Genomic DNA, 22,005 nt, shown 5'->3' on the forward strand with positions numbered 1-22,005 from the left:
GGCCGGGCCGATTACCGAATCCAAGGAGAATCATCATGGCGTTCAACATTCACAACCGTAACCTGCTCAGCCTGGAACACCACACCCCACGCGAGCTGCGTTACCTGCTTGACCTGTCCCGCGACCTCAAGCGCGCCAAGTACACCGGCACCGAGCAGCAACACCTGAAGGGCAACAACATCGCCCTGATCTTCGAAAAAACCTCGACCCGCACCCGCTGCGCGTTCGAAGTCGCCGCTTATGACCAGGGCGCCAACGTCACCTACATCGACCCGAATTCCTCGCAGATCGGCCACAAGGAAAGCATGAAGGACACAGCCCGCGTGCTGGGTCGCATGTACGACGCCATCGAGTACCGTGGCTTCAAGCAGGAAATCGTCGAAGAACTGGCCAAGTTCGCCGGCGTGCCGGTGTTCAACGGTCTGACCGATGAATATCACCCGACCCAGATGATCGCCGACGTGCTGACCATGCGTGAGCACGCCGACAAACCGATCCACGAGATCAGCTACGCCTACCTGGGCGACGCGCGCAACAACATGGGCAATTCGCTGCTGCTGGTCGGCGCCAAACTCGGCATGGACGTGCGCATCTGCGCGCCGAAAGCCCTGTGGCCGCACGACGATCTGGTCGATCGCTGCAAAAAATACGCAGAGGAAAGCGGCGCCCGCATCACCCTGACCGAAGACCCGAAAGCTGCGGTCAAAGGCGTGGACTTCATCCACACCGACGTCTGGGTATCGATGGGCGAGCCGGTGGAAGCCTGGGCCGAGCGTATCCAGCAACTGCTGCCGTATCAGGTCAACGCCGAGCTGATGAAAGCCACCGGCAACCCGCGCACCAAGTTCATGCACTGCCTGCCGGCGTTCCACAACAGCGATACCAAAGTCGGCAAACAGATCGCCGAACAGTATCCGCACCTGAAAAACGGCATCGAAGTGACCGACGACGTGTTCGAGTCGCCGGCCTGCATCGCCTTCGAGCAAGCGGAAAACCGCATGCACACCATCAAGGCGATTCTGGTGTCGACTTTGGCAGACCTGTAACTGGCTGAAGATGATCGTTCCCACGCTCCCGCGTGGGAATGCATCCCGTGACGCTCTGCGTCACAGCGGACGCGGAGCGTCCGTGGCGGCATTCCCACGCAGAGCGTGGGAACGATCAGCGATCAACACGAAAAAAGGACATGCACCATGCGTATCGTCGTAGCTCTGGGCGGTAACGCCCTGCTCCGCCGTGGTGAGCCGATGACCGCTGACAACCAGCGCGCCAACATCCGCATCGCCACCGAGCAAATCGCCAAGATCCATCCCGGCAATCAACTGGTCATCGCCCACGGCAATGGCCCGCAAGTCGGCCTGCTGTCGTTGCAGGCAGCGGCCTACACCTCCGTCACCCCTTACCCGCTGGACGTGCTCGGTGCCGAAACCGAAGGCATGATCGGCTACATCATCGAACAGGAACTGGGCAACCTGCTGGACTTCGAAGTCCCGTTCGCCACCCTGCTCACCCAGGTCGAAGTCGACGCCAACGACCCGGCCTTCAAGAACCCGACCAAACCGATCGGCCCGGTCTACGAGAAAGCCGAAGCAGAAAAACTCGCCGCCGAAAAAGGCTGGGCCATCGCCCCGGACGGCGACAAGTTCCGCCGCGTGGTCGCCAGTCCACGGCCGAAACGCATCTTTGAAATCCGCCCGATCAAGTGGCTGCTGGACAAGGGCAGCATCGTGATCTGCGCCGGCGGTGGCGGCATTCCGACCATGTACGACGAGAACCGCAACCTCAAAGGTATCGAAGCGGTGATCGACAAGGACCTGTGCTCGGCGCTGTTGGCCGAACAGCTGGAGGCGGATTTGTTGGTGATCGCCACCGACGTCAACGCGGCGTACATCGACTTCAAAAAACCCACCGAGAAAGCCATCGCCCAGGCCCACCCGGACGAACTCGAACGCCTGGGCTTCGCCGCCGGCTCCATGGGGCCGAAGGTGCAGGCAGCCTGTGAATTTGCGCGCCATACTGGCAAGGTCGCGGTGATCGGTTCGCTCTCGGACATCGAAGCCATCGTCCAGGGCACCGCGGGTACGCGGGTCAGCACGGCAGCGCCGGGCATCACCTACCGATAAAAAGAAACTCCGGGGGCAGACCTCAGGTCTGCCCTTCTCCCATGCCTTGAAAGGAGAAAACCATGGCCCAGTTCGAACCCGGCCGCTTGCACATCGAGCGCCACGCGTTGACTGACGACGACGTCAATTACAACGTGTGCCTCGACTATGAAGTGTTCACCGATCCTCAGAAAGGCAAAGGGATACAGTTCACGCTGCACGGCAGCATGCAGGGCAAGGACATGAAGGAGACGTTTTTCCTGCCCAAGGAAGAGGCCTACAACTTCGCCCGCGACGTGACCCGGATCGCCGAGAAATACGGGATTCCCAAGGCGCACAGCCAGATCGGCTCGGTGCACAAGCATTACGACTTGATGTTTGAGGACATCCGCAAGCAGCTGAATATGCAATCCGGGGATCCGGTCAATCCCGAGCATTTCGAGTAACCCCTTTGTACTGATCGTTCCCACGTCGAGGCGTCGAACCGTCCGCGTGGGAATGCCGCCACGGAGGCTCCGCGTCCACTGTGACGCAGAGCGTCACGGGATGCATTCCCACGCAGGAGCGTGGGAACGATCAGCGCAGGACTCAGATTTCACCATTTCCCCGCCCCAAGGCATACTTGCCCCCCTCCGCACTCCAGAACCCAGAACCGCCCCATGCGTATCCACGTCAGCTTCATCGACCGCGTCGGCATCACCCAGGAAGTCCTGGCTATCCTCGGCGGGCGCAATCTCAATCTGGATGCGGTGGAGATGATCCCGCCCAACGTCTACATCGACGCCCCGACCTTGAGCCCGCAAGTGCTCGAAGAACTGAAAGATGCGCTGTTTCGCGTGCGTGGTGTAGAAGCAGTAACCGTGGTCGACATCCTGCCCGGCCAACGTCGGCACTTGCAGCTCGACGCGTTGCTCGCGGCAATGACCGACCCGGTGCTGGCGCTGGACAGCGCCGGCAAGGTGCTGCTGGCCAACCCGGCGCTGATCGCTCTGTACGGCCGCGAGCCAGCGGGCGAAAGCGTTTCGGAACTGTTCAACGATCCGGGCCTGCTCGAAACCCTGCTCGAACAAGGCTTCCGCCTGCCGCTGCGGGAAATCACCGTCAATGGCCAGACCCTGTTGCTGGATGCCACGCCGATCACCGACGCCGGCGCCCTGCTGACCCTGTATCAACCGAACCGCATCGGCGAACAACTCTCGGCGCTGCACCACGATCACGCCGAAGGCTTCGATGCGCTGCTCGGCGAGTCGCCGCCAATCCGCACCCTCAAGGCCCGCGCCCAGCGCGTCGCGGCCCTCGATGCGCCGCTGCTGATCCAGGGCGAAACCGGCACTGGCAAGGAACTGGTGGCCCGCGCCTGCCACGCCATCAGCGCCCGGCACAGTGCGCCATTCCTCGCACTGAACTGCGCGGCCCTGCCGGAGAACCTCGCCGAGAGCGAACTGTTCGGCTACGCCCCCGGCGCCTTCACCGGCGCACAACGCGGCGGCAAACCGGGGCTGATGGAACTGGCCAACCAGGGCACGGTGTTCCTCGATGAGATCGGCGAGATGTCGCCGTACTTGCAGGCCAAACTGCTGCGTTTTCTCAACGACGGCAGCTTCCGTCGGGTCGGTGGTGATCGTGAGGTAAAGGTCAACGTGCGCATCCTCAGCGCCACCCACCGCGACCTGGAGAAAATGGTCAGCGAAGGCCTGTTCCGCGAAGACCTGTTCTACCGCCTCAACGTGCTCAACGTCGAAGTGCCGCCGTTGCGCGAACGCGGTCAGGACATTCTGTTGCTGGCGCGCTATTTCATGCAGCAGGCCTGCGCGCAGATCCAGCGCCCGGTCTGCCGCCTCGCCCCGGGCACTTACCCGGCGCTGCTCGGCAACCGCTGGCCGGGCAACGTGCGGCAATTGCAGAACGTGATCTTCCGCGCCGCCGCGATCTGCGAAAGCAGCCTGGTGGACATCGGCGACCTCGACATCGCCGGCACCTCGGTGGCGCGCCAGACCGACACCGACGTCGACAGCCTGGAAGAAGCGGTCGAAGCCTTCGAGAAATCGCTGCTGGAAAAGCTCTACGTCAGCTACCCCTCGACCCGCCAACTGGCCAGCCGCCTGCAAACCTCGCACACCGCGATTGCCCATCGGCTGCGCAAGTACGGAATTCCGGGCAAAGCCTGAGACCGCGCCAAAAGCGACCTCCATCTGTACTGAAAGCGCTACAGCGGAACGATATCGCTACACCCTCCTCCGATCACCGCTGTGCAAGGCTTTGATCCGGTTCAGCTTTTTTCTTCGTCCCGCGCTGTAGCGATTTCGCTACAGCCAACCTGATCGCGCTCGCCAACAAATCAATCAAACTATTGATTTATAACGATATTTTTACATTGGCCGCGTTCTTGCTAAGTAACCTCTCATAAAATCAGGGCATTGCCGCCCGAGTATTCCACCGCGTCCACCAGACGAGTCTGGCCCCTAGGAGATTCCATGAGCGAGTTGCGTTTTACTGAAGATCACGAATGGCTGCGCGCCGAAGCCGATGGTTCTGTCACCGTTGGCATCACCGCTTTCGCGCAGAACGCCCTGGGCGACGTGGTGTTCGTGCAACTGCCTGAATTGCAGGCTTACGAGAAAGGCGCCGAAGCCGCCACCGTGGAATCGGTAAAAGCCGCCAGCGGCGTTTACATGCCACTGGACGGTGAAGTCCTGGCCACCAACCCGGCCCTGGAAGACAGCCCTGAGCTGGTCAACGAAGATCCGCTGGGCGAAGGCTGGTTCTTCCGCTTCAAGCCAGCCGACGCTTCGGCCGTCGCCAAGCTGCTGGATCAGGACGCCTACGACCGCCTGATCAAAGCCCAAGCCGAAGCCTGAGGAACCTGACATGACCCAAGTAAATCTCGGCACCGCCAACGAATTCATCGCCCGTCACATCGGCCCGCGCGCCGGTGACGAGCAAGCCATGCTCAACAGCCTCGGTTTCGACTCGCTCGAAGCCCTGAGCGCCAGTGTCATCCCGGAAAGCATCAAGGGCACCAGCGTACTCGGCCTCGACGACGGCCTGAGCGAAGCCGATGCCCTGGCGATGATCAAAGGCATCGCCGGCAAGAACCAACTGTTCAAGACCTACATCGGCCAGGGCTACTACAACTGCCACACGCCGTCACCGATCCTGCGCAACCTGCTGGAAAACCCGGCCTGGTACACCGCTTACACCCCGTACCAGCCGGAAATTTCCCAGGGCCGTCTCGAAGCGCTGCTGAACTTCCAGACCCTGATCAGCGACCTCACCGGTCTGCCGATCGCCAACGCATCCCTGCTCGACGAAGCCACCGCCGCTGCCGAAGCCATGACCTTCTGCAAACGCCTGAGCAAGAACAAGGGCAGCCACCAGTTCTTCGCCTCGATCCACAGCCACCCGCAAACCCTCGACGTGCTGCGCACCCGTGCCGAGCCGCTGGGTATCGACGTGGTCGTGGGCGATGAGCGCGAGCTGACCGACGTGACGCCGTTCTTCGGCGCGCTGCTGCAATACCCGGCCAGCAACGGTGATGTGTTCGACTACCGCGAACTGACCGAACGCTTCCACGCGGCCAACGCACTGGTCGCCGTGGCCGCCGACCTGCTGGCCCTGACCCTGCTGACCCCGCCGGGCGAATTCGGCGCCGACGTGGCTATCGGCAGCGCGCAACGCTTCGGCGTACCGCTGGGTTTCGGTGGCCCGCACGCGGCTTACTTCTCCACCAAAGATGCGTTCAAGCGCGACATGCCGGGCCGTCTGGTCGGTGTTTCGGTTGACCGCTTCGGCAAGCCGGCCCTGCGTCTGGCGATGCAGACCCGCGAGCAACACATCCGCCGCGAGAAAGCCACGTCGAACATCTGCACCGCACAAGTGCTGCTGGCCAACATCGCCAGCATGTACGCCGTGTACCACGGCCCTAAAGGCCTGACCCAGATCGCCAACCGCGTGCATCACCTGACCGCGATCCTGGCCAAGGGCCTGAGCGCACTGGGCGTGACCGTCGAGCAAGCCAGCTTCTTCGACACCCTGACCCTGGCCACCGGCGCGCAAACGGCTGCGCTGCACGACAAAGCCCGCGCCCAACAGATCAACCTGCGTGTGATCGACGCTCAGCGTCTGGGCCTGTCGGTCGACGAAACCACCACCCAGGCCGATATCGAAACCCTGTGGGGCCTGTTCGCCGACGACAAGACCCTGCCGGATTTCGCTGCTCTGGCCGCTTCGGCTGCAAGCACTATCCCAGCCGCGCTGGTACGCCAGTCGCCGATCCTCAGCCACCCGGTGTTCAACCGTTATCACTCGGAAACCGAGCTGATGCGCTACCTGCGCAAACTGGCGGACAAGGACCTGGCACTGGATCGCACCATGATCCCGCTGGGCTCATGCACCATGAAGCTCAACGCCGCCAGCGAAATGATCCCGGTGACCTGGGCTGAATTCGGCGCCCTGCACCCGTTCGCCCCGGCCGAGCAAAGCGCCGGTTACCAGCAACTGACTGACGAACTGGAAGCGATGCTCTGCGCCGCCACCGGTTACGACTCGATCTCCCTGCAACCGAACGCCGGTTCCCAAGGTGAGTACGCAGGTCTCTTGGCGATCCGCTCCTATCACCAGAGCCGTGGCGAAGACCGTCGCGACATCTGCCTGATCCCGTCGTCCGCCCACGGCACCAACCCGGCGACCGCCAACATGGCCGGTATGCGTGTGGTCGTGACCGCGTGCGACGCCCGTGGCAACGTGGACATCGAAGACCTGCGCGCCAAGGCCATCGAGCACCGCGAACACCTCGCGGCGCTGATGATCACTTACCCGTCGACCCACGGCGTGTTCGAAGAAGGCATCCGCGAAATCTGCGGCATCATTCATGACAACGGCGGCCAGGTATACATCGACGGCGCCAACATGAACGCGATGGTCGGCCTCTGCGCACCGGGCAAGTTCGGCGGCGACGTGTCGCACCTGAACCTGCACAAGACTTTCTGCATTCCGCACGGCGGTGGCGGCCCTGGCGTCGGCCCGATCGGCGTGAAATCGCACCTGACTCCGTTCCTGCCGGGCCACGGCCACATGGAACGCAAGGAAGGCGCGGTCTGCGCAGCACCGTTCGGCAGCGCGAGCATTCTGCCGATCACCTGGATGTACATTCGCATGATGGGTGGCGCAGGCCTGAAGCGCGCTTCGCAACTGGCGATCCTCAATGCCAACTACATTTCCCGTCGCCTGGAAGAGCACTACCCAGTGCTGTACACCGGCAGCAACGGTCTGGTGGCGCACGAGTGCATCCTGGATCTGCGTCCGTTGAAAGACAGCAGCGGCATCAGCGTCGATGACGTCGCCAAGCGTCTGATCGACTTCGGCTTCCACGCCCCGACCATGTCGTTCCCGGTGGCCGGCACGCTGATGATCGAGCCGACCGAAAGCGAATCCAAGGAAGAACTGGACCGCTTCTGCGACGCCATGATCCGCATCCGCGAAGAAATCCGCGCGGTGGAAAACGGCACCCTGGACAAGGACGACAACCCGCTGAAGAACGCTCCGCACACTGCGGCAGAGCTGGTCGGCGAGTGGACTCACCCGTACAGCCGCGAGCAGGCGGTGTACCCGGTGGCGTCGTTGATCGAAGGCAAGTACTGGCCGCCGGTCGGTCGCGTCGACAACGTGTTCGGCGACCGCAACCTGGTCTGCGCCTGCCCGTCGATCGAAAGCTACGCTTAAACGAATGAGGGGGCGGCCACTACGCCCCCAACTTCAAGAACACCACAAAACCCTGTGGGAGCGAGCAAGCTCACTCCCACAAGGAAATGCATCAAGCCTGATATCCCGCCAATTCCTATAACAAGAAACCGGAGAACAACCATGTCGTTAAGCGTGTTCGACCTGTTCAAGATTGGCATCGGCCCCTCCAGCTCCCACACCGTCGGCCCGATGCGCGCAGCTGCGCGCTTCGTCGAAGGGCTGCGTCGGGAAAACCTGTTGTCGGCCACCACCAGCGTCAGGGTCGAGTTGTATGGATCCCTCGGCGCCACCGGCAAGGGCCACGGCAGCGACAAGGCCGTGCTGCTGGGTCTGGAAGGTGAACACCCGGACACCGTGGATACCGAAACCGTCGCCGCCCGTCTCGCGGAGATTCGTGGCAACGGGCGTTTGAACCTGCTCGGTGAACACAGCATTGCGTTCAACGAGAAAGAACACCTGGCCATGATCCGCAAGCCGTTGGCCTATCACCCCAACGGCATGATCTTCCGCGCCTTCGATGCGGCGGGATTGCAGATCCGCAGCCGCGAGTACTACTCGGTCGGCGGCGGTTTTGTGGTCGACGAAGACGCGGCCGGAGCCGACCGCATCGTCGAGGACGCCACCCCGCTGACCTTCCCGTTCAAAAGTGCCAAGGACTTGCTCGGTCACTGCGCCACCTATGGTCTGTCGATCAGTCAGGTGATGCTGACCAACGAAAGCGCCTGGCGCCCGGAAGCGGAAACCCGCGCCGGCCTGCTGAAAATCTGGCAAGTGATGCAGGATTGCGTGGCCGCCGGCTGTCGCAACGAAGGCATCCTGCCGGGTGGCCTCAAGGTCAAGCGGCGGGCGGCGGCGCTGCACCGGCAACTGTGCAAGAACCCGGAATCGTCGCTGCGCGATCCGCTGTCGGTGCTGGACTGGGTCAACCTCTACGCCCTCGCCGTCAACGAAGAAAATGCCAACGGCGGGCGTGTGGTCACGGCACCGACCAACGGCGCGGCGGGAATCATTCCTGCGGTTTTGCATTACTACATGCGCTTCATTCCCGGCGCGAACGATGACGGCGTGGTGCGCTTCCTGCTCACCGCCGCGGCCATCGGCATTCTGTACAAGGAAAACGCCTCGATTTCCGGCGCCGAAGTCGGCTGTCAGGGCGAGGTCGGCGTGGCCTGCTCGATGGCAGCCGGTGCGTTGTGCGAAGTCCTCGGCGGCAGCGTGCAACAAGTGGAAAACGCCGCTGAAATCGGCATGGAACACAACCTCGGCCTGACCTGCGATCCGATTGGCGGGCTGGTGCAGGTGCCGTGCATCGAGCGCAATGCCATGGGCTCGGTCAAGGCAATCAACGCCGTGCGCATGGCCATGCGCGGAGACGGGCAGCACTTCGTCTCCCTCGACAAGGTCATCCGCACCATGCGCCAGACCGGCGCCGACATGAAAAGCAAATACAAGGAGACCGCCCGTGGCGGTCTGGCGGTCAACATTATCGAGTGCTGATCGCGCCATAAACTCGCTCTCCCTTTGGGAGAGAACACAAAAATGGCCCCCTCTCCCTCCGGGAGAGGGTTGGTGTGAATCAAGGAGTCACGCATGTCCACCGAACAACTGTCGAAAACCCCGCTGCACGCTCTGCACATCGAACTCGGCGCCCGCATGGTGCCGTTCGCCGGCTACGACATGCCGGTGCAATACCCGCTGGGCGTGATGAAAGAACACCAGCACACCCGTGAGCAGGCCGGGCTGTTCGATGTCTCGCACATGGGCCAGATCCGCCTGACCGGCGCCAGTGCCGCCAAAGCCCTGGAAACCCTGGTGCCGGTGGACATCATCGACCTGCCGGTGGGCATGCAGCGCTACGCGATGTTCACCAACGAAACCGGCGGCATCCTCGATGACCTGATGGTCGCCAACCTTGGCAACGACGAACTGTTCCTGGTGGTCAACGCCGCGTGCAAGGACCAGGACCTGGCCCATCTGCAAAAACACATCGGCGACCAGTGCAAGATCGAGCAGCTGTTCGAAGAACGCGCCCTGCTCGCCCTGCAAGGCCCGGCCGCCGTGACCGTGCTGGCGCGCCTGGCGCCGGAAGTGGCGAAAATGACTTTCATGCAATTCACCCGCGTGAAGCTGCTGGGCGTTGACTGCTTTGTCAGCCGTTCGGGCTACACCGGTGAAGACGGTTTCGAAATCTCGGTTCCGGCAGCTGATGCGGAAAAACTCGCCCGCGCCCTGCTGGCCGAACCGGAAGTCGCCGCCATCGGCCTCGGCGCCCGTGACTCGCTGCGCCTGGAAGCCGGCCTGTGCCTGTACGGCCACGACATGAATACCGAGACCACCCCGATCGAAGCCAGCCTGCTGTGGGCAATCTCCAAGCCTCGGCGTGCCGACGGTGCGCGCGCCGGTGGTTTCCCGGGTGCGGAACAAGTCTTCGCTCACCAGCAGAACGGCGTTCAGCGCAAACGCGTCGGCCTGCTGCCACAAGAGCGTACGCCGGTCCGTGAAGGTGCAGAGATCGTCAACGAAGCGGGCGAGATCATCGGCAGCGTGTGCAGCGGCGGTTTCGGCCCGACCTTGGGCGGCCCGCTGGCCATGGGTTACCTGGACAGCGCCTACGTCGCGCTCGACACGCCAGTTTGGGCGATTGTTCGTGGGAAAAAGGTGCCATTGCTTGTAAGCAAAATGCCATTTGTTCCACAACGCTACTATCGCGGTTGATTGACTGTTTCTATAAGTAACGCGATTGCGTTATGCGTGCACTAATGTGTAACGCAATCGCCATAAAACAGTGCACTCTGTTTACATTCGATTCGAATATGAACTTGGCTTATAACGTTCGAAAACAATTGAACAAGCCAATCGAATAAGCCGGACTAGTGGACCGACTAAGTGCCAGCAAGCGCAGGAAAACCGGGGCCTTCACAGGGCTTGTTTTTCCTCCCGTAGTTGGCGTAGAGTTTGTCCACTGTGTTTGCATGGGTCAGCTTGGAATCGTGACCTGGGCAGTAGCCTACAAGTTAGCTACATCCCGTTCGACGTCTTCTTACTCTCCTGCAACCAGCCCCAGTACTCTTTCATGAGGAAGAGACTGTCATCAATTTATGCGTCAAAGGAAATAAGAAATGTCCACACGTCAGAGCGGTACCGTCAAGTGGTTTAACGACGAGAAAGGTTTTGGTTTTATCACTCCAGAAAGCGGTCCGGATCTGTTCGTGCATTTCCGCGCCATTCAGGGCAACGGCTTCAAGAGCCTGAAAGAAGGCCAGAAAGTGACCTTCGTTGCAGTGCAAGGCCAGAAAGGCATGCAAGCTGACGAAGTCATCGCAGAAGCCTGATTTCTGTTACGAAAAAGCCCCTGATATTGATATCAGGGGCTTTTTTGTGGGCGCAAATCCGTAAAATGGCGCTTCACTTCCCGTCCAGAGGCTGCCATGTCGAAACACCTGCTCACTCCCCAGGGCGATTTCCCCGCCGTCGGCCTCGGCCGTCGTCTGGCAGCGATGTTCTATGACTTTCTGCTGTGCACTGCCCTGCTGATCGTGACGGGTGGCGTCTACAAGATGATCCAGGCCGCGATCATCGGTGAGGAGCGTCTGCGGGTTCTGACCGACGCCGGGCAACTGGACGGTGATCCGCTGTACTCCACGGTGCTGCTGTTGGTGTTGTTCGGCTTCTTCGCCAAGTTCTGGACTCACGCCGGGCAAACCCTGGGCATGCAGGTCTGGGGCATTCGCGTGCAGAACGCCGATGGCACTGCGATCAGCCTGTGGCAGGCGTTACTGCGATTCATGGTGTCGATTGCGTCGTGGCTGTGCCTGGGCCTGGGTTTCTTCTGGTCGCTGTTCGACAAACAGAAACGCGCCTGGCATGACATGTACTCCGACACGCAGCTGGTGCGAATTCCGAAGAAAGCCAAATAATCCTGCAGATGCAAAAACGCCCCGATCCAATCGGGGCGTTTTTGTTTGCGTCTCAAGGTCAGGCGTTGCCGGCCAGCTTCATGCGCGCGGCTTGAGTGAAATCGAGCATGCGCTTGAGCGGACGGATCGCCTGAGGAATGAGAGCAGGGTCGACGAAGATCTCGTTCGAACCTTCCTTCAGGCACTTGAGCGTGCGTTCAAGGGTGTTCATGGCCATCCACGGGCAATGTGCGCAACTGCGGCATGCAGCGCCGTTACCGGCGGTTGGCGCCTCGATGAAGACCTTGTCCGGGCACAGCTGCTGCATCTTGTAGAAGATGCCGCGATCGGTGGCGACGATCAGGGTCTTGTTCGGCAGCGATTGTGCGGCGGCAATCAGCTGACTGGTGGAACCGACGGCGTCCGCCAGCTCGATCACCGAGGTCGGCGATTCCGGGTGCACCAGAATGGCAGCGTCCGGGTACAGCGCTTTCATGTCTTCCAGCTGCTTGGACTTGAACTCTTCGTGAACGATGCAGGCACCGTCCCAGAGCAACATGTCGGCGCCGGTCTGACGCTGGATGTAGGTGCCCAGGTGCTTGTCCGGGCCCCAGATAATGGTTTCGCCGTTGTCCATCAGGCTTTCGACGATTTCCAGTGCGCAGCTGGAGGTCACCACCCAGTCGGCCCGGGCTTTGACGGCAGCCGAGGTGTTGGCATACACCACCACGGTGCGCTCCGGATGCTGATCGCAGAACGCCGAGAACTCGTCCACCGGGCAACCCAGATCCAGCGAGCAGGTCGCTTCCAGGGTCGGCATCAGCACGCGTTTTTCAGGGTTGAGAATCTTCGCGGTCTCGCCCATGAATTTCACGCCGGCAACCACCACGGTCTTGGCCGGATGGGCGTTGCCGAAGCGGGCCATTTCCAGGGAATCGGACACGCAACCGCCGGTTTCTTCGGCGAGGGCCTGGATGATCGGATCGCAATAAAAGTGGGCAACCAGCACCGCGTCCTGAGCCTTGAGCTCGGCGGCGATGGCGGAACGGTAATAAGCCTCTTCCTCGGCTGTCAGCGGCTTGGGCTGCTTGGCATCGAGGTGGGCTTGTACCAGAAGGCGTTCGGAAATCTGCGTCATGTTCGCAAGACCTGCAGGCGCATTCGCGCGAAAGTCGAGTATACACCCGGCTCCGGACCGCTTGAGGGTACCGCCGGGAGAGTGAGTATTATCAGGCACGGACAGCATTGAAGCTGCGCAAGGCTACAGAATATCCCGTTGATACAAAAGATGATTCTGACCTGCGTCACGGCAGGAAGAAACGAAGGGAGGGATGCCCGAATCGCAGGCAAAAAAAAACCCGGAAATCCTCACTTTCGTGGGCCTTCCGGATTTTCTAAACCGCCAAATATGGTGGGTCGTGTGGGATTCGAACCTACGACCAATTGGTTAAAAGCCAACTGCTCTACCAACTGAGCTAACGACCCGCTGTGTGGTGGCGCGTATAATACTGATTTTTAAGGACTATTCAACACCTAATTTGAAAAAAATCAAAAATAAGGTGTCGGGTCGCTGATTCCGGCCGCTGCGAAGCCTTCTGCACGCAGTCGGCAGCTGTCGCATTTACCGCAAGCGCGGCCGTCATCGTCCGCCTGATAGCAGGAAACGGTCAGCCCGTAATCAACGCCAAGCTTCACGCCTGCCTGAACGATCTGCGCCTTGCTCAGGTTCTGCAGCGGTGCCTGGATGCGGAAACCATTGCCTTCGACGCCAGCCTTGGTCGCCAGGTTGGCCATGCGCTCGAACGACTCAATGAACTCGGGACGGCAATCCGGGTAACCGGAGTAATCCACCGCGTTGACGCCGATAAAGATGTCACGGGCGCCGAGCACTTCAGCCCAGCCCAGGGCCAGCGACAGGAAAACCGTGTTGCGCGCCGGCACGTAAGTCACCGGGATACCTTCGCCCAACTCTTCCGGGATGTCGATGCTGGTGTCGGTCAGGGCCGAACCGCCCATGCCGTTCAGATTCAGGCCGATCACCTTGTGCTCGACCACGCCCAGGTCGCGGGCAACGCGAGCAGCGGCATGCAGTTCGGCGTGGGAACGCTGACCGTAATCGAAACTCATGGTGTAGCAGGCGTAGCCTTCAGCGCGGGCCATGGCCACGACAGTGGCCGAGTCCAGGCCACCCGACAGCAGGATTACCGCACGTTTCTGGCTAGTGTTCAGTTGTTCAGTCATCTCAGCGCCCCGGCTCATCATTCCATAGATATTTATGCAGCTGCAGTTGCAGGCGCACTGGCAGGTTATCCGCCACCACCCAGTCCGCCAGATCCCGAGCGTTCAGGTCGTGGTGACTTGGGGAAAACAGCACTTCACCTGCACGTCGCTCGAGACCGTACTGGATCAGCTTCGATACCGCCCAGTCATAGTCCTCCCGCGAGCAGATGACAAACTTCACCTGATCGTTGGGCGTCAGCAGTTCGATGTTCTCGTAACGGTTGCGATGGGCTTCTTTGGAGTCTGGCGTTTTCAGGTCGACAACCCGACTGACCCGCGGATCGACCGCCGAGATGTCGAGGGCGCCGCTGGTTTCCAGCGAGACTTCGTAGCCGGCATCGCACAACTGTTTGAGCAAAGGGATGGCATTGGGTTGTGCCAGCGGCTCACCGCCAGTGACGCAGACGTAGCGCGGGCGAAAGCCGGCCACTTGCTCGAGGATGTCGTCGAGGGTACGGATCGTGCCACCGCTGAACGCGTAGGCGCTGTCGCAGTATTGGCAACGCAATGGGCAACCGGTCAGGCGCACGAAAACAGTGGGCAGCCCGGCAGTCCGCGTTTCCCCCTGCAACGAGTAGAAAACTTCGGTGATTCTCAATGTGTCTTGCATAGTCGCCACGGGCGTAACAGCTAAACAGGCTGTCCGCCTCCGTCAGGCACTTCAGGCAACCCCGCCAACGCGTAGATCACCAGAAGCGTGTTTCATAAAAGGGCGTGAATTCTAACGAAAAAACCCGCGACAAGCGCGGGTTTCTTCCAAACGGGTCAAAGCTGTTACATGCGTTGCAGATCGCGCTGGGCCAACTGCGCGGCGGACGTGCCCGGATACTGGGCCACCACCTGCTGCAGAATGCCTTTGACCTTGTCGGTATGACCGAGACGGCGCTCTACGTCAGCCAGCTTGTACAGCGAATCCGGCACTTTGGCGTGCTTGGGATACAGCTGCGAAACCTTGGCGAAAGCCTGACCTGCACCTTGCAGATCGCCTTTTGCCAGGTTCACTTCACCCAGCCAGTACTGGGCGTTGCCCGCATATTGGCTGTTCGGGTATTTACGCAGGAAAGCGGCAAATGCCTGGCTGGCCTTGTCAAAATCCTTGGCCTTGATCAGGTCGAAAGCTGCGTCGTAATACAGCTTTTCCTTGGCCGGATCAGCCGGTTCGCCACCCGCAGCAGGTGCCTGGGCGGCAGCAGCAGCCCCGGCTCCAGCGGCGGCACCGGCAGCAGCACTTGCATCGCCACCGGCAGAAGAATTCTCGGGAGTCGCGGCAGGTGCAACGCCGGATCCTATGCGCCGATCAAGATCCTGGTATCGCTCCAGGGATTCCTGCTTCATGCGCGAAACTTGGTTCTGCAGTTCTTCGATCACGCCTTGCTGGCGCGATATCTGATCCTGCATTTGTTGCAGTTGGTTGAACAGCATGCCGTTTGCCGAGGCAGGGGCCGAAGCCGCTCCCCCGGCATAGGCGCCGCTCGTACCGTAACCTGCAGGCGGATAACTGCTCCCGCTATTGTTATAACCGGAGTTGTCATCGACCACAGGAACCGCAGCCCATGCCGCAAGCGGCGCGAGGCTGAGAGCCAGAACAGTTACAGCACGACGGCACGTTCGCATATCGAATTACTTACGCAGTTCGACGCGACGGTTTTGAGCCCAGGACTGCTCGTCGTTGCCGGTAGCAACTGGACGCTCTTCGCCGTAGGAAACCAGTTCCAGCTGAGCTGGGGAAACACCTTGCAGTACCAGGTAGCGCTGAACGGCTTTCGCACGACGCTCGCCCAGTGCCATGTTGTACTCACGAGTACCACGTTCGTCGGTGTTGCCTTCCAGAACAACGCGAGCGCCGTTTGCTTTCAGGTCTTTGGCGTGAACGTCCAGAGCGCGCATGGCTTCTGGCTTCAGGTCCGAGCTGTCGTATTCGAAGTAGAAGGTGGTGATTGCGCGCAGAGCAGCTTCTTCGCTCAGGGAACCGTCAACTGCACCAGTGTTTGCGCCGTAACCAGCGTTTGGATCAACAGCGCCTTCACCGGCGTTGTCGCCGCCTTTGGACGAGCAACCTACAGCTACAGCCATGGCCAGAGCCAGCGCAGCAAATTTACCAAACTTCAGCATTTCCATCGTGAAACTCCTAATGAACCCCAGTGTGTTAAGTAAAACGTAAAGCGCCGCGTCAGTTCAGGTAAGGGGACCAGGACGGTTCTCTGACTTCGCCTTGAGCGGTAGGAAGCGGGAGCCTCACGCGTCCATTAATGGACACGAGCATCAAGACTCCCCGGCCCTGCTGGCGGGTGGCGTAGATTACCATGGTGCCGTTGGGCGCAACAGTAGGCGACTCGTCCAGAGTGCTATCAGTGAGGATTTTTACACTTCCGCGCTGCAAATCCTGGGCCGCCACTTTGAAATTGGTGAAACCGTCCTGACGATGGATCATCACCAGGGTCTTTTCATCCGCCGAAAGCTTGGGGTTGGCGTTGTAGTTGCCCACGAACGTCACACGCTCGGCACCACCGCCGCCAGCGCTGGTCTTGTAGATCTGCGGCTTGCCGCCACGGTCGGAGGTGAAGTAGATGGTCGAACCATCCTTGCCCCAGTACGGTTCGGTGTTGATGCCAGGACCTGCGGTCACGCGGGTGATCTGACGCGAACCGAGGTTCATCACGTAGATGTCCGGGTTACCGTCCTTCGACAGCACGAACGCCAGGCGATTGCCGTCCGGCGACCAGGCTGGCGCGCCGTTCAGGCCTTCGAAGTTGGTGATCTGCTCGCGGCGACCGGTGTCGATGTTCTGCATGAAGATGCGCGGACGCTTCTGTTCGAACGACACGTAGGCGATACGCTTGCCGTCCGGTGCAAAACGCGGCGACAGGATCGGCTCGCGCGATTGCAGCAGGGTCACGGCGCGGGCGCCGTCATAGTCCGAGCGCTGCAGGGTGTAACGGGTGTTCTTCTCGGAGAAACGCTCGGCTGTGACGTACAGCAGGCGAGTCGAGAATGCACCTTTAATGCCGGTCAGTTTTTCGAACGACTGATCGGAGATGAAGTGCGCCATGTCACGCAGTTGTTCGGTGGTACCCGATACACTGCCGTCAGCCACTTTCTGCTCGGTGGCGACGTTGAACAGAGCCCACTGCACCTGCAGACGGCCACCGGCCGGCGCGATGCTGCCGACCATCATGTATTGCGCGCCCACCGCCTTCCAGTCACGGAAGATGATTTCGCTCGGCTGGCTTGGCTGGCTGATCATGTTTTGCTTTGGAATCGGCGAGTAATAGCCCGAGTTTCGCAAATCGTTACCAATGATTTCAGCCATGTCATCCGGCAGGACGGCACCGCCCTGGAAACCGAACGGTACGACGGCGATCGGAGTTGCCCGATCGCTGCCGCTGGTGACCAGAATGTTCTTTTCATCTGCCATCGCGATCCCTGCCATGCAGCAGATCACGACCAGCATTCCTCGAAGAAGGTTTCTCACAAGGCTAGATCCTCAGGTGTGAATGTCATCTTGAATGAACGATACGGAGCGAAATCGCTCGGCTTCATTCCCTGCATTTCCGTCAAACGTCCAATATTCTTGACCGCTGCCACTGCCGACGCATCGAACGGACCGTCGCCACTGGACTTGGCCACGCTGACCGAAGTCACCGTACCGTCCGGCAACATGCCGATCTGCAGCACAACCGTCATGCCTTTGCGTGCCGAAGGTGGACGTGCCCAGCCTTCCGCTGCCCGCGCACGAATCAGGTCATCGAAACTGCCCGCGACTTCATCGCCCTGCTCATCGGCCAAGGCCTGCTGGCGCTGCGGCGTGTCGGAAAGCAAATCTGCCAGGGCCTGAGCCTTTTTGTCTTCGGCGGATTTACGTGCCGCTTCCTGCGCTTTCTTCTTCGCAGCATCGGCAGCAGCTTTCTTCTTCGCGTCCTCGGCGACTTTCTTCTTCGCCTCTTCAGCTTCAGCTTTCTTCTTGGCGTCTTCGGCGGCTTTCTTCTTCGCGTCTTCGACGATCTTCTTCTTGGCTTCTTCAGCGGCCGCTTTCTTGGCCTCTTCTTCAGCAGCCTTCTTGGCTTCTTCTTCGGCTTTCTTCTTGGCTATATCAGCCAATTGTTTCTCTTCTGCCTTCTTGGCTTCGGCGGTTTTCTTCGCGTCTTCGGCTTTCTTGGCTTCATCAGCCTTCTTCGCCTCGTCCGCTTTCTTCGCCTCATCGGCCTTCTTGGCTTCCTCGGCCTTTTGAGCCGCTTCTTCTTTCTTTTGTTCCGCAGCCTTCACCGCTTCCTGCTCGACCTTTTTCTGCTCCATCTGCTCGACTTCGGTCTGGCGCGCGGCGGATTTCTTCGCCTCACCCGCAATCTTCTGATTGGTCTGGGTGGTTGCCTGACTTTTCGATTTCAGCTGGTACAGGGTCGCCTGGACAATCGGCTTGGCCGGCGGCAGCTCCGGGGTCAGGGCGAAACTGACGAACAGCATGCCGAACACCAGCACGTGCAAGCCAATCGCCCAGACACTAGGCCAGAAGTAGCTTTCCGAGGCGGACGGCTCTCGCTGTTGCTGCATCAGGGCGCCTCGGTGATCAAGCCAACGTTACCGACCCCGGCTTTCTGCAACCCGCCCATGGCGCCCATGACGGAGCCATAATCGACGGACTTGTCGCCACGGATGAAGACCTGGGTACGCTTGCCGCCTTCAGTGCCGGCGCGAATGATCTTGGTCACCGCGTCGGTCATCTGTGGCAGGGTCATGGCCCGGTCCTGCTGCTTCTCGGTGTCGACTTCGCTGCCAAGGTTCCAGTAGTAGGTCTTGTCCGACTTGATCGAAATGGTCAGCACCTGGGTGTTGTTGTCCTGCGGCAAGGCTTCGCTGGAAACCTTGGGCAGATCCACTTTCACGCCCTGATTGAGCATCGGCGCAGTCACCATGAAGATGACCAGCAGCACCAGCATCACGTCGATGTAAGGCACTACGTTCATCTCGGCGACCGGCTTGCGCTTGTGTCGGGCTCGAGTGATTAAAGCCATCGGGAAATACCTGCTTATTCTTCGCTGGTGTGCACTTTGCGGTGCAGGATCGCCTGGAATTCATCGGCGAAGGTGTAGTAGCGGCTCAGCAAGGTTTCGCTGCGGGCAGAGAAACGGTTGTAAGCGATAACGGCCGGGATCGCGGCAAACAGACCGATCGCGGTGGCGATCAGGGCTTCGGCGATGCCGGGAGCCACGGTAGCCAGAGTGGCCTGTTGGGCGCTGGCCAGACCACGGAAGGAGTTCATGATCCCCCAGACGGTACCGAACAGACCGATGTACGGGCTGACGGAACCGACGGTGGCGAGGAACGGCAGGCTCTGCTCGAGCTTTTCTTCTTCGCGGGAGATGGCGACGCGCATGGCACGGGCCACACCTTCCATCACCGCTTCAGGATCGACGCCTGGCTGCTGACGCAGACGGGAGAACTCCTTGAAGCCGGCACGGAAGATCTGCTCGACGCCCGAATCCGGATCCGGGTTGCTGCCGGCCTGACGATAGAGTTTGGACAGGTCGATACCCGACCAGAAGCGCTCCTCGAAGCTCTCCAGGGCACGTCGACCGGCGCGCAGCAGGTTGCTGCGCTGAAAGATCATGATCCATGAGGTCACCGATGCGGCCACCAGGGTCAACATTACCAACTGCACCACGATGCTGGCATTGCTGACCAGGCTCCACATGGAGGAATGGTCGACGACGTTAGCTTCCACGCTTTATCTCCTGCTTTGAGTGTGTACCCGTGCCGACCGCGTCGGCAAAGGCCGCACGCAGGTCTTCGGGAAGGGCCCGGGGTTTCAAACTGTTAGTGCGCACACAGGCCACCAGAAACTGCCCTTCGCAGAGCAGCACATTATCCGTTGCCCGCCTGACCTGCTGTCGAAAGCGCAGGCTGGCACGGTTCAATTCGATTACATCAGCGCTTACCAGAAGCTCGTCGTCCAGTCGCGCCGGCGCGTGATAACGCGCTTCGCTGGAATGCACGACGAACAACAGGTCCTCCCCTGCCAGCGCCGACTGGGCAAAGCCCAGCTCCCGGAGCCGCTCGGTTCGAGCCCGTTCCATAAACTTGAGGTAATTAACGTAATACACGATGCCGCCCGCATCGGTGTCCTCGTAATAAACGCGACAACGATGTGCGAACGGCTCAAGCCCGTTTTGCGCGCGCATACTCTAGTGCTTACTCCTCGGGTTGCCAATCCGGCCAGGCAACTGTTTTTCATTGTTCGAAGGCTTTACCGCAAAAGTACCGTCCTGAGACAGTACAAACGCTGAATAAATCGACAATAAATGTGTATTAATCGTCCACGGCATCGAGAAACTCGTCTACCACGGGCATCTCGCCCATTCGTGTCGGAATGTTTAAACCAAAATGCAGGTACGCGTGACGGGTAACCACCCTGCCCCGCGGCGTCCGCATGATGTAACCCTGCTGAATCAGATATGGCTCCAGCACGTCTTCAATGGTGTGGCGTTCTTCGCTGATCGCTGCCGCCAGACTGTCGATGCCCACCGGGCCACCGTCGAATTTCTCGATCATGGTCAACAGCAGACGCCGGTCCTGATGATCGAAACCGTGCTCGTCGACATCCAGCAGATTGAGCGCCAGATCCGCGACAGCCTTGGTGATATGGCCCTTGGCCCGGACTTCGGCGAAATCCCGCACCCGACGCAACAGTCGGTTGGCGATTCGCGGCGTACCACGTGCACGACGGGCAATCTCGAAAGCCCCTTCCGGATCCAGCGGCAGACCGAGAATGTTCGCCGAACGGCTGACAATCGTCGCCAGGTCAGCGGTGCTGTAGAACTCGAGACGCTGGACGATACCGAAACGGTCGCGCAACGGGTTGGTCAGCATGCCCGCCCGCGTGGTCGCACCGACCAGAGTGAACGGCGGCAGATCTAACTTGATCGAACGCGCCGCCGGCCCCTCACCGATCATGATGTCGAGCTGGAAGTCTTCCATCGCCGGGTACAGCACTTCTTCGACGATCGGCGACAGGCGATGGATTTCATCGATGAACAGCACATCGTGCGGCTCAAGATTGGTCAACAGCGCCGCCAGATCCCCCGGACGTTCCAGCACCGGGCCGGAAGTGCTCTTGATCGACACGCCCATTTCCTGAGCGATGATGTTGGCCAGCGTGGTTTTACCCAACCCCGGCGGACCGAAGATCAGGGTGTGGTCGAGGGATTCGCTACGGCCACGGGCGGCCTGGATAAACAGTTCCATCTGCTCGCGAACGGTCGGCTGGCCGATGTATTCGGCCAGGCTGACGGGACGTATCGCCCGATCCTGGACTTCTTCGCGCTCACGCGGACTGTGCGTGGCGGCGATCAGACGATCAGCTTCAATCACTTAAATCATTCCCTTCAGGGCGCGTCGAATCATGTCTTCGCTGCTCAGGTCTTTCTCTTTGATCGCGGAAATCGCCTTGCTCGCTTCCTGTGGCTTGTAGCCCAGGGAAATCAGCGCGCTGACCGCATCGTTCTCGGCGGTGTTGACCGGCGCCGGGCCGTCCGGCTGGTTCGGCACCAGTGCGAACATGGCCGGCGAGGTTTCCCAGGCCTTGAAGCGATCCTTGAGTTCGACCAGCAGACGCTCGGCGGTTTTCTTGCCCACGCCCGGCACCTTGGTCAGCGCCGAGGTGTCCTGGGACTGCACGCAGCGGATCAGTTCGTCGACTTCCAGACTCGACATCAAGGCCAGGGCCAGTTTCGGCCCCACACCATTGAGACGGATCAACTCGCGAAAAAAGTCTCGCTCACGCTTGCCGGCAAAACCATAGAGTAACTGCGCGTCTTCGCGTACGACCAAATGGGTGTGCAAGGTCAGCGGTTCACCGACCGACGGCAGACGATAAAGGGTGGTCATGGGCACTTCCAGCTCATACCCGAGGCCGTTTACATCCAGAATCAGGTGCGGCGGCTGTTTTTCAGCCAGAGTGCCGCGCAAGCGTCCAATCACGTTTCAGATCC

At 60.4% G+C, this 22,005-nt stretch carries 22 protein-coding genes and 1 tRNA gene; 10 read left to right on the plus strand and 13 right to left on the minus strand.

The annotated features are described in order from the left end of the window. The first annotated feature begins 35 nt into the window (after window positions 1–35). The 10 genes from AC0R79_RS23840 (at window position 36) to AC0R79_RS23885 (ending at window position 11,761) form a co-directional block, all read left to right on the plus strand. The gene (locus AC0R79_RS23840; RefSeq protein WP_007951186.1) at window positions 36–1,046 is read left to right on the plus strand and encodes an ornithine carbamoyltransferase; all 1,011 of its coding nucleotides are present in this window, start codon (window positions 36–38) and stop codon (window positions 1,044–1,046) included. A gap of 147 nt (window positions 1,047–1,193) precedes the next feature. Next, a complete protein-coding gene (gene arcC / locus AC0R79_RS23845) occupies window positions 1,194–2,123 on the plus strand; it encodes a carbamate kinase (protein WP_127799554.1) in 930 nt (309 codons plus the stop codon). Between the two features lie 62 nt (window positions 2,124–2,185). Continuing rightward, complete coding sequence (locus tag AC0R79_RS23850; RefSeq protein WP_007951188.1) at window positions 2,186–2,548, plus strand: DUF5064 family protein; 363 nt, start codon at window positions 2,186–2,188, stop codon at window positions 2,546–2,548. 213 nt (window positions 2,549–2,761) lie between these two features. Next, the gene (locus tag AC0R79_RS23855) at window positions 2,762–4,270 is read left to right on the plus strand and encodes a sigma-54-dependent transcriptional regulator (RefSeq protein ID WP_011335629.1); all 1,509 of its coding nucleotides are present in this window, start codon (window positions 2,762–2,764) and stop codon (window positions 4,268–4,270) included. Window positions 4,271–4,576: 306 nt separating this feature from the next. Continuing rightward, window positions 4,577–4,960, plus strand: coding sequence for a glycine cleavage system protein GcvH (gene gcvH, locus AC0R79_RS23860; RefSeq protein ID WP_007951190.1), 384 nt, complete (start codon window positions 4,577–4,579; stop codon window positions 4,958–4,960). Between the two features lie 10 nt (window positions 4,961–4,970). After that, window positions 4,971–7,823 carry an aminomethyl-transferring glycine dehydrogenase gene (gene gcvP, locus AC0R79_RS23865; RefSeq protein WP_474731850.1) on the plus strand — a complete coding sequence of 951 codons (2,853 nt, stop codon included), beginning with the start codon at window positions 4,971–4,973 and terminating at the stop codon, window positions 7,821–7,823. 141 nt (window positions 7,824–7,964) lie between these two features. Continuing rightward, on the plus strand, window positions 7,965–9,341 hold the full coding sequence (locus AC0R79_RS23870) for an L-serine ammonia-lyase (protein ID WP_007951192.1): 1,377 nt from the start codon (window positions 7,965–7,967) through the stop codon (window positions 9,339–9,341). Between the two features lie 93 nt (window positions 9,342–9,434). Next, on the plus strand, window positions 9,435–10,559 hold the full coding sequence (gene gcvT, locus AC0R79_RS23875; protein ID WP_474731852.1) for a glycine cleavage system aminomethyltransferase GcvT: 1,125 nt from the start codon (window positions 9,435–9,437) through the stop codon (window positions 10,557–10,559). A gap of 404 nt (window positions 10,560–10,963) precedes the next feature. Continuing rightward, the gene (locus AC0R79_RS23880) at window positions 10,964–11,176 is read left to right on the plus strand and encodes a cold-shock protein (RefSeq protein WP_007951194.1); all 213 of its coding nucleotides are present in this window, start codon (window positions 10,964–10,966) and stop codon (window positions 11,174–11,176) included. 96 nt (window positions 11,177–11,272) lie between these two features. Beyond that, the gene (locus tag AC0R79_RS23885; protein WP_474731854.1) at window positions 11,273–11,761 is read left to right on the plus strand and encodes an RDD family protein; all 489 of its coding nucleotides are present in this window, start codon (window positions 11,273–11,275) and stop codon (window positions 11,759–11,761) included. A gap of 58 nt (window positions 11,762–11,819) precedes the next feature. On the opposite strand, the gene nadA is transcribed toward AC0R79_RS23885, so the two are convergent. From nadA to ruvA, 13 genes are all read right to left on the minus strand, one after another. Next, complete coding sequence (nadA, locus tag AC0R79_RS23890; RefSeq protein WP_039766022.1) at window positions 11,820–12,878, minus strand: quinolinate synthase NadA; 1,059 nt, start codon at window positions 12,876–12,878, stop codon at window positions 11,820–11,822. Window positions 12,879–13,149: 271 nt separating this feature from the next. Next, a tRNA-Lys gene (locus AC0R79_RS23895) sits at window positions 13,150–13,225 on the minus strand. 63 nt (window positions 13,226–13,288) lie between these two features. Continuing rightward, window positions 13,289–13,981 carry a 7-cyano-7-deazaguanine synthase QueC gene (gene queC / locus AC0R79_RS23900; RefSeq protein ID WP_007951197.1) on the minus strand — a complete coding sequence of 231 codons (693 nt, stop codon included), beginning with the start codon at window positions 13,979–13,981 and terminating at the stop codon, window positions 13,289–13,291. Between the two features lies 1 nt (window position 13,982). Then, on the minus strand, window positions 13,983–14,630 hold the full coding sequence (gene queE / locus AC0R79_RS23905) for a 7-carboxy-7-deazaguanine synthase QueE (RefSeq protein ID WP_007951198.1): 648 nt from the start codon (window positions 14,628–14,630) through the stop codon (window positions 13,983–13,985). Window positions 14,631–14,794: 164 nt separating this feature from the next. Beyond that, the gene (gene ybgF / locus AC0R79_RS23910) at window positions 14,795–15,634 is read right to left on the minus strand and encodes a tol-pal system protein YbgF (RefSeq protein ID WP_474731856.1); all 840 of its coding nucleotides are present in this window, start codon (window positions 15,632–15,634) and stop codon (window positions 14,795–14,797) included. 6 nt (window positions 15,635–15,640) lie between these two features. Then, complete coding sequence (gene pal, locus AC0R79_RS23915) at window positions 15,641–16,138, minus strand: peptidoglycan-associated lipoprotein Pal (protein WP_003178634.1); 498 nt, start codon at window positions 16,136–16,138, stop codon at window positions 15,641–15,643. 52 nt (window positions 16,139–16,190) lie between these two features. Next, window positions 16,191–17,471 carry a Tol-Pal system beta propeller repeat protein TolB gene (gene tolB / locus AC0R79_RS23920; protein ID WP_162831782.1) on the minus strand — a complete coding sequence of 427 codons (1,281 nt, stop codon included), beginning with the start codon at window positions 17,469–17,471 and terminating at the stop codon, window positions 16,191–16,193. A gap of 17 nt (window positions 17,472–17,488) precedes the next feature. Further along, on the minus strand, window positions 17,489–18,568 hold the full coding sequence (gene tolA, locus AC0R79_RS23925) for a cell envelope integrity protein TolA (RefSeq protein WP_085606614.1): 1,080 nt from the start codon (window positions 18,566–18,568) through the stop codon (window positions 17,489–17,491). Next, window positions 18,568–19,020: a protein TolR gene (tolR, locus tag AC0R79_RS23930; RefSeq protein ID WP_162130475.1), complete on the minus strand. Its 453-nt coding sequence runs from the start codon at window positions 19,018–19,020 to the stop codon at window positions 18,568–18,570. Before tolR ends, tolA begins: the two co-directional genes overlap by 1 nt. Window positions 19,021–19,043: 23 nt before the next feature. Next, entirely contained in the window at window positions 19,044–19,739 is a 696-nt protein-coding gene (gene tolQ / locus AC0R79_RS23935; RefSeq protein ID WP_007912733.1) for a protein TolQ, read from the minus strand. After that, window positions 19,729–20,196, minus strand: a complete 468-nt coding sequence (gene ybgC, locus AC0R79_RS23940) for a tol-pal system-associated acyl-CoA thioesterase (RefSeq protein WP_007951203.1) — start codon at window positions 20,194–20,196, stop codon at window positions 19,729–19,731. Before ybgC ends, tolQ begins: the two co-directional genes overlap by 11 nt. Before the next feature lie 127 nt (window positions 20,197–20,323). Further along, window positions 20,324–21,385 carry a Holliday junction branch migration DNA helicase RuvB gene (gene ruvB, locus AC0R79_RS23945; RefSeq protein WP_007951204.1) on the minus strand — a complete coding sequence of 354 codons (1,062 nt, stop codon included), beginning with the start codon at window positions 21,383–21,385 and terminating at the stop codon, window positions 20,324–20,326. Further along, complete coding sequence (gene ruvA, locus AC0R79_RS23950) at window positions 21,386–21,994, minus strand: Holliday junction branch migration protein RuvA (RefSeq protein ID WP_474731860.1); 609 nt, start codon at window positions 21,992–21,994, stop codon at window positions 21,386–21,388. Window positions 21,995–22,005: the final 11 nt, after the last annotated feature.

The organism is Pseudomonas sp. HD57-3 (genome assembly GCF_056113135.1).

Coding starts and splice junctions, on each gene's coding strand:
- AC0R79_RS23840 (WP_007951186.1), top strand. CDS start 36: ATGGCGTTCAACATTCACAACCGTAACCTGCTCAGCCTGGAACACCAC.
- arcC (WP_127799554.1), top strand. CDS start 1,194: ATGCGTATCGTCGTAGCTCTGGGCGGTAACGCCCTGCTCCGCCGTGGT.
- AC0R79_RS23850 (WP_007951188.1), top strand. CDS start 2,186: ATGGCCCAGTTCGAACCCGGCCGCTTGCACATCGAGCGCCACGCGTTG.
- AC0R79_RS23855 (WP_011335629.1), top strand. CDS start 2,762: ATGCGTATCCACGTCAGCTTCATCGACCGCGTCGGCATCACCCAGGAA.
- gcvH (WP_007951190.1), top strand. CDS start 4,577: ATGAGCGAGTTGCGTTTTACTGAAGATCACGAATGGCTGCGCGCCGAA.
- gcvP (WP_474731850.1), top strand. CDS start 4,971: ATGACCCAAGTAAATCTCGGCACCGCCAACGAATTCATCGCCCGTCAC.
- AC0R79_RS23870 (WP_007951192.1), top strand. CDS start 7,965: ATGTCGTTAAGCGTGTTCGACCTGTTCAAGATTGGCATCGGCCCCTCC.
- gcvT (WP_474731852.1), top strand. CDS start 9,435: ATGTCCACCGAACAACTGTCGAAAACCCCGCTGCACGCTCTGCACATC.
- AC0R79_RS23880 (WP_007951194.1), top strand. CDS start 10,964: ATGTCCACACGTCAGAGCGGTACCGTCAAGTGGTTTAACGACGAGAAA.
- AC0R79_RS23885 (WP_474731854.1), top strand. CDS start 11,273: ATGTCGAAACACCTGCTCACTCCCCAGGGCGATTTCCCCGCCGTCGGC.
- nadA (WP_039766022.1), bottom strand. CDS start 12,878: ATGACGCAGATTTCCGAACGCCTTCTGGTACAAGCCCACCTCGATGCC.
- queC (WP_007951197.1), bottom strand. CDS start 13,981: ATGACTGAACAACTGAACACTAGCCAGAAACGTGCGGTAATCCTGCTG.
- queE (WP_007951198.1), bottom strand. CDS start 14,630: ATGCAAGACACATTGAGAATCACCGAAGTTTTCTACTCGTTGCAGGGG.
- ybgF (WP_474731856.1), bottom strand. CDS start 15,634: ATGCGAACGTGCCGTCGTGCTGTAACTGTTCTGGCTCTCAGCCTCGCG.
- pal (WP_003178634.1), bottom strand. CDS start 16,138: ATGGAAATGCTGAAGTTTGGTAAATTTGCTGCGCTGGCTCTGGCCATG.
- tolB (WP_162831782.1), bottom strand. CDS start 17,471: ATGCTGGTCGTGATCTGCTGCATGGCAGGGATCGCGATGGCAGATGAA.
- tolA (WP_085606614.1), bottom strand. CDS start 18,568: ATGCAGCAACAGCGAGAGCCGTCCGCCTCGGAAAGCTACTTCTGGCCT.
- ybgC (WP_007951203.1), bottom strand. CDS start 20,196: ATGCGCGCGCAAAACGGGCTTGAGCCGTTCGCACATCGTTGTCGCGTT.